Source organism: Actinomyces stomatis (assembly GCF_031292835.1).
Lineage (GTDB): Bacteria > Actinomycetota > Actinomycetes > Actinomycetales > Actinomycetaceae > Actinomyces > Actinomyces stomatis.
The window spans coordinates 1-6,939 of sequence record NZ_JASPEP010000042.1 but is presented as its reverse complement, the minus strand read 5'-3'; the positions used below and the strand labels follow the sequence as shown (position 1 = coordinate 6,939).

Below are 6,939 nucleotides of genomic sequence, written 5' to 3'. Positions count from 1 at the left end.
TTGGATTGAGAAGATCTACCTGCAGTGGCTGTGACAGAGCAACGTTCACCTCCTCCGATATGCTCGTGTCAACCCGGGTAAGCTGAGCGCCTCCCAATGCTGGGCCAACTCCCGGCAGTCCGCCACACCTCCGTCATCCTGTGGGTCTGTGCTGTCTGGCCGCAGATCCGTGGCCCGTAAGATCAGCACCACCGACAGCCCGCGCCTTCGCAGTTCACTAGCCCACGCCTCGATCAGCGGGTCACAAGCTAAGGACTCAGGCATGACTAGGGTTGCTGTCCAGTGGTCCGTGACGATGTTGGGTAGCACCAAAGGATCAACCGCCGTTTCCCGGACGATCCGCTCCAGCCATCCTTCGAGCACCAACTCCTGGGCGACCTCGGCCGGGATTTGCCCGCTCGGGCCACGATGTACACAACGGAACCCGGTCCCGGTAGATAGCACGATCTCATCCGACGAAACCATGTGCACGGTGGGCGTTAGGCGGTATATGGCTCCAGTCTGATCAACAAGCCGGGCCTCGGTGGTCTCAATCATCTTTAATGCTTGCTGTGGTCGAGGAAAAGGTAAAGGCAGATATCAACGCTGCAAAGCCAATACCGACTCCGCCGAACACAAAAACGAACGGCGTTGAAGTAAGATCGGCAACCACACCTCCAAGGGCCAGGCCCACCGTCATGCCGAGGCTGCCAACCGTACCGATCACTGCATAGACCCTGCCAAGGAAATGTCGATCGATCGTCAACTGTATCTGAGCCGCCAGCGCGCCGCTCAACAGCACCAGCGGGAGGCCCTGAATGAAAAACGCCACCGCAGCGACCCAGAAACTGGGCCAGAATCCCGGAACAGCAAGAGTCAGTGCGTAGACTCCGAGAGCCAGGGTGGTCACCCAACGAACACTTACTGTGTCAGGGGTCACTAGCAGTGCAAGCCCACCGAGCAATGCGCCGACGGACGTGATGGCAAGCAGAAGGCCATAGGTGTCGCCGCCACCTTCCAGCGCCTCCATGACGTAGACGACGAGAATAGACTCCGGCATCCAACCGAAAAGGTTCCAGAGCCCGAATACCGCAACAATATTACGCGCAAAAGGATTTCTCCAAGCAACAACAAGGCCATCCCACAATTCCTTAATGAAGGCGCGTATGCGATTCTCAATAGTTGTGGTCGTCGGTTGGTTGTTAACTTCCGCCGTACACTCGTCCCAGGTGTTCCCTTGCCGACCCTCGTCGTGTTGTCCGTCGGCTGACGAGTGATCAAGTATCAGTAAGTGCGAGCGCTGAAGAGAACGTAGTGCGAGCGCAATGATGAGCAACATTCCTGCACTCAAAGTGAATGGCGTTGTCGCAGACCACCCTACCAATGCGGCGCCAACAAACGGACCTATAGCTCCGTTGCCAAGTTCTTGCACCCACCGGATGGTGGCATTAGACTTAAGATACTCGTTGGGTTCTGCGAGGTCGGGGACGACCAGCACTGACGCTGCGTCATAGAATTCTTCTAACGTGCCGAAGAACAAGGCGAACGCACAGAGCAGCAGGATCGACCCGGCGTCTAGATAGAGCGCCACGGCGAGCCCCACTAAAAGGAGCGCACGGGCTAGGTTAGTCAAATACAGGGTGCGCAACTTGCTCCATCGATCGAGCATGACGCCGATCGGTATGGATAGGAACACCTTGGGCAACGTTGCTACGGTAGCAACCAGCGCGACCTCCAAAGCCGATTTGGCATATGCGGCGGTAAGGACAGCGAAGGCAGCGACCCGGATCCCATCGACGATGTTCGACCCCAGAGACACTGCGGCGAGCCGCACAATCGGCCCACGCAATAAGGTCCGTGCGCTCATGAGGCTATTTCCTTGTGCATCCAAACACCCGGCACTGCTCGTCCACCCATACAGCGATAGAATTCGGTAAGTTCGGCATGCTCCGGACTGTCGAATCTGTATCCGTACTCGATTACCCCATATCCTTGACTGGCAAGATCCTGGATCGTATCAGCGATAATAAACTTAGTGAGATGAGCTGCCGTAGCTTCCTGATCGACGCTGCCCCAATTAAACACCTCTGCGGATATAGTATCGTGCACGCTGATACTAAAACCCAGCACCCTTGAGGCGTCCTCCTTGGAACAATAAAGCCGCGCTGAGGCGAGGTCAATTCCGGGCGCTGATAGTTGAGTTAGTGAATCTACTGTGAAGGGGCAGCGACTACCTCGCTGTCCACTGTGTTCTGCATACGTTTGTACCACCACTGCTACGTCCTTCTCTGATTCGACACAGCGGCCCACGAAAATTTGACTCGCACTGGAAATCTGGCTCCGAACCCGAGATGAAACACCTGCGAGCACGCCTGTTCGCTCGACGCTCTCGATGGCGTAGAAACTGCGACTTACCTGACTGTAGCCCGCCTCGTCAAAGGCCAGACTAACCGGTATGACGAGCCCCCGCATACCACCTGCACAGACGGCAGACGACTTAATTAGGATAGCTCTTCTGGACCGTTGAACCGCGATCTCCTCCATTTTTGTCGCAATTTGCAGGGCGGCTGCGTAGACGTCGGCCGGTTCAGCCTCGTCCGCGACTACGATACCCGAAGGGTCCGTCACTCCTACAACGAGGATGTCCCCGTCGTCGCAGTAAGATGCTGCGGCGACGACCCCGTTCAGTTCGGACTCACAGACCAGGTATCCGATATCTCCTTCTTTTTTGTCAAGTGCCTCCACCCAGACAGGGTAATGGGTTACCCATCTGCTCCGGGTTGTAGACAAGAAATTGACATAGCTTGCGGCAGATTCTGAGACAAACAATAAATTCCTTTCTTATGCGTTGTACAGGGCTGGAGCAGCAAGATTCGTGCGGTCCAGCACGAACCAGTAGTTGCCACTGGCCGCCGTACGCTGATGCCGTGCGTCCAGCGGCTCGAGTTTATCTGCGTCGACCACGCCCCACACCGACCACAGTCCCTCTGATGTGAAGAGCGTACGCCACCCCGATATCGCCAATGAGAGCTGTGACTGAAGCTCGTCGATAATGGGCTTGCCATCGCGCCATACCTGAATCCGCTCGATTTCAAGATCGTAGCCTCTATGGGGCTGCCGCTCGGCCAACTCCCACCGCACTATCACTTTCTTGTCTGAGTCACCGAAACCTTCCCATTCCATATATGCGCCGGGACGGGGGCGCTCAACCAAATCCGCGCCAAAAGAATCGACGTGAACCAGGTACCTACCACCGGCTTCGACGCTCATCGCCGCCCGTCGAAGGTGCGCGGCGGCCGCATCCATACTGGGCAGATAACGCATCGTGTTTAGTGCCGCGAAGGCGGCTGGATAGCAGGGGAGCAGGGCCACCTCGGCCAAGTCGCCGAGGACCAGGTTCGGGACGCCCCCTCGTCGCCGCTCGCCCACCTTCGCGGCGAGACGATTCAGCGCAGCACTAGAGGAATCAACACCATCCACCTGGTATCCGCGCTCAAGTAATGGAATCAGCAGGCGCCCCGAGCCACACCCGAACTCCACCAGGCGACCGACGTCCGTCATAGAAGTGATGAAGTCGAGCTCTATTCGGGGGTCCCAACCAAATAGGTGATCATATAGTGCTGGCTGGTCAAACAGCCGACCACCAGGTGGATCAAACCTGTCGTCGCTCGGTGGTAGCGTGGCGTGCGCTACCACCTTGGTGACCGCATCCGGCAAGTCAAGCGGCTGCTCAACTCGGTCGTGGCCACCGAGGACCACCTTGGACGTCCAAGTACCCTGCGGGGTCTCAATGAGCATGAGACCTCGCATTCTGGTTTGTGACATCCCCTCCATAAAGGCCAGGAAGCTGAAGAACACTACTTAGAACGCTTCCCACCACATCATCACCAGGGTCATCGGGTGCCTCCATGGGTACCCACTCAACGATATCGGCAGCAACGAGGCGTCGTCCGTCCACTGCATCGTTCAATTGGTTTCCCAACCATTCTAGATTGGCAGACAAGCCGTGGCTACCTATTGGAACAGGAAACGAGACAGCAGACAGGATCTGCGGATCGAGCACATCGACATCAATGCTTAGATACACTAGATCACTTTCCTTTTCTGGTCGTCGAGACGGCATTCCTGATGGCCATTGTTCGCGCACGCCAATGCTTTCGACTACCACACCCTGCCGCCGTAGGTGCCGGGCGAAGGAATAGTTGGTGATGTTTTCAGTCGGCCAAGCATCATGATGAGCATCAAAGTGGATCAAGTCCGGCATAGCCGTAACCGCCTGCCGGACGCCGGAGTAGGCGAAGTAGGTCGTGGCATGGTCACGACCCAACACCAGCGGCGTAAGCCCAGCAGTCACTGCCGCGAAGCAGTAGGACTCGACAAGCCGTGCCGCGATTTGACCGTGACGGCGGTCGATGAAGAGGGGTGGAGGGTGATCTGGCCATTGCGCGGTGAGCACCGACAACCAGTGATCACGTACATTGCTGGGTCCACCCTTTATAGAACCAGCGTCCACATCACACACAATCACCGCCCAGCGGTTACCTGACTCGTGCATAGAGGCTGGAAAAGTCGATGAAGGCAGTGCCTGGGTTCTTGTTCTTGTTGCAGGCTATGTAGTCCGGGCCAGTCAGCCAGCCCGTGTCATTATAGGCATTCGACCGGCATCCACCACCACACGAACTTCCTGCCGGACAACTGGTAACGTTCTCACAGTTGGTGTACCTCAGGCTCGTCATCATGTCATTTTTGTACCAAGCATCCCACAGTGAAGTATCTCTGATGTTGGGGCCAGTGAACTGCGGCTCTTCGCGGGATGTCATGGTGGGGCAGGCTGCGACCTCGCCTTCAGCTGTCAGGTAGAGGTAGGAGTAATAGACGCCACAATCTGGTTCAAAGGTCTCAACTGAAATATCGGTACCGCAAGCCTTTGATGGGAGTATGCGCTCGCCGAGATATGGAGATACGACGTCCCAGAAAATTTCGTTGCTAACACCGAAATCGTTGGCGGCCTGCGTCGTGCCAATTACGCGGTCAATGTTGATCAGGAAGTCAGGATAGCGGTCAGAGAAGAACTTGATCGAATCGCCCATGGTGGTTACGTTACCTCGATGGACCATTAGGGTGATGCGACAGCCAATGCCAGCTTCGTGGAGTCGGTCCAACCCCATCAAGGTGCGCCGGAGCGCATAACGATGGCCTCTTGCCGCGTCATGAACCTCGTCGAGATGTGAATCTGCAGACACCTGCACGTAAGCCACCGAGAGATCATGAAGGGTTTGGACTGCAGCAGGTGTGAGTAGGGTGCCGTTGGTGTGCACAGTCACGATCATTCCAAGTTCCCGCGCACGCGCCACCTGATCACGCCACCTCGGGGTCATCAAATACTCCCCGCCAGTAAAATCGATCTGCTGTACCGCCATGGCATCTGCTTGGTTGATGACGTCCATAATTTCCTCGTGACTTAGTCGCTCTTTACGGCCCGGCCCTGAGGTTGAGTAGCAGTAGCTGCACGACAGGTTACATGTAAGTAGAGCCTCGATCTGCAATCGCTGCAGGTGTGGCCCCTGGGGCACCCTGCGATGAACGATCTTGTCATTCAACCACCCGACTTGTCGCAAGGCGGCAGCGGTCCGCGGATAGTTGCGGGATAGTTGGCTGAACTGCTCGCTGTCGCCGGCAGCATGAGTCGCCAATAAGTTACCGACGTGAGATGGAACCACCACTCCGCCACCACTCGCCCGAACAATGTGAGCGGTGGCGGAGTGATCAGTGGTCAGACGTATCGTCACTGCGGACGAGCACTGGGGGGGCAACGGGAAGCATAGACCTCATATTTGCGACCGTCCTCGCCGCCAGATGGTTTGATAACGTGCTCAAGTAACTCCACCTCGGTGATCAGTTCTGCCGCCTCGACGTCCAGTTCCATGTTCTTCGTCTCCATGTGAGCCTCAACTTTCCTAAGTGGCGATGTTCGGACGTAATGAGTTTAGGTACGTTCTTACTAGCCTGTCACCCGGTCGGATGAATGTCAGATCTCATCATTGTTGTCAATGCTCAGACTGAGCTGCCGTAGGCATGTGGTTACACAGCCGTCAACTTAGTTCATTGAGCTATCATCTAAATCGTCCCGGCCGGTGCCCCTATTTGGTGTGTCAAGAGGCTGCGGGTGGTTTCGTGGCTGGTTGTGGGTTGTAGAGGGTCTGGTTGGGGATCATGGCGTGCTGGGTCAGGATGGGGTGGTGGGCCAGGGTAAGGACGGCCTGGTCCAAGGTAGTTTGTCTTGGTTACGTTTGCGCTGTTAGTAGGCCTGGCTGACGGGGTCGTAGCGTAGTGAGGTGAAGGTGGAGGGGGACATGGCGCGCTTGAGCATCTTGTTGCCGCCATGGGAGACGCACCTCGCCGCGGATCGATGAGCTGCAGCGGCGTGTGACGGGAGCGCGCCCGGCATAGGAGGCCAGGTGGGCTCCGGTGCCTGGAGGTCTTGCCCAGGGTCTCGGCAGCAGGGACGGCGAAGGCCGGGACCCCTGATCCCGGGAACGTGTGGTTGGGACCTGACACATGAGGGTGGGTGCCCGCCAAGGTCACCGGCCTGGGCGGAGACATCAGCCCGCTGAGCGCGTGGGGCGAGGAGCTGCCCGGCCAGGTGGGGTACACCACTGCTGCTGCGGCGTCGGTGCCGGCGACAGTGACACTCTGTCAAGCCCCGGGTTTTGTCGAGGCTGGTTTATCTGGTGCCGGTGGTTGCCGGCTGTGGTTGTTCGTGGCGATGGCGGTCGGGTGCCTAGGCGGCTTCGTGCTCGGCAGGGGTTCGCATACCGATGGTGGAGTGAGGGCGAACAGTGCCCGCCCGGTGGCCCCACTCGGCGGTGGCGAGCACGGGCGGCGTCGATGTCCTGCCAGGGTCCCTGATTGCGGATCAGCTCGGCCTTGTACCAGGAGTTCAGAGCCTCGGCCAGGGCA

The 6,939-nt window shown here is 57.6% G+C and carries 6 protein-coding genes; all 6 read right to left on the bottom strand.

Annotated elements, in window-relative coordinates; genetic code table 11:
• Positions 1–529: 529 nt before the first annotated feature.
• A complete protein-coding gene (locus tag RIV12_RS12845; RefSeq protein ID WP_309324381.1) occupies positions 530–1,846 on the bottom strand; it encodes an MFS transporter in 1,317 nt (438 codons plus the stop codon).
• Positions 1,843–2,724, bottom strand: a complete 882-nt coding sequence (locus tag RIV12_RS12840; protein WP_309324380.1) for a hypothetical protein — start codon at positions 2,722–2,724, stop codon at positions 1,843–1,845. Before RIV12_RS12840 ends, RIV12_RS12845 begins: the two co-directional genes overlap by 4 nt.
• Positions 2,725–2,820: 96 nt before the next feature.
• Complete coding sequence (locus tag RIV12_RS12835) at positions 2,821–3,777, bottom strand: class I SAM-dependent methyltransferase (protein WP_309324378.1); 957 nt, start codon at positions 3,775–3,777, stop codon at positions 2,821–2,823.
• Positions 3,767–4,534, bottom strand: coding sequence for an arginase family protein (locus tag RIV12_RS12830; protein ID WP_309324376.1), 768 nt, complete (start codon positions 4,532–4,534; stop codon positions 3,767–3,769). Before RIV12_RS12830 ends, RIV12_RS12835 begins: the two co-directional genes overlap by 11 nt.
• On the bottom strand, positions 4,518–5,552 hold the full coding sequence (locus tag RIV12_RS12825; protein ID WP_309324383.1) for a radical SAM/SPASM domain-containing protein: 1,035 nt from the start codon (positions 5,550–5,552) through the stop codon (positions 4,518–4,520). Before RIV12_RS12825 ends, RIV12_RS12830 begins: the two co-directional genes overlap by 17 nt.
• Before the next feature lie 212 nt (positions 5,553–5,764).
• A complete protein-coding gene (locus RIV12_RS12820) occupies positions 5,765–5,920 on the bottom strand; it encodes a hypothetical protein (protein WP_309324375.1) in 156 nt (51 codons plus the stop codon).
• Between the last annotated feature and the right edge of the window lie 1,019 nt (positions 5,921–6,939).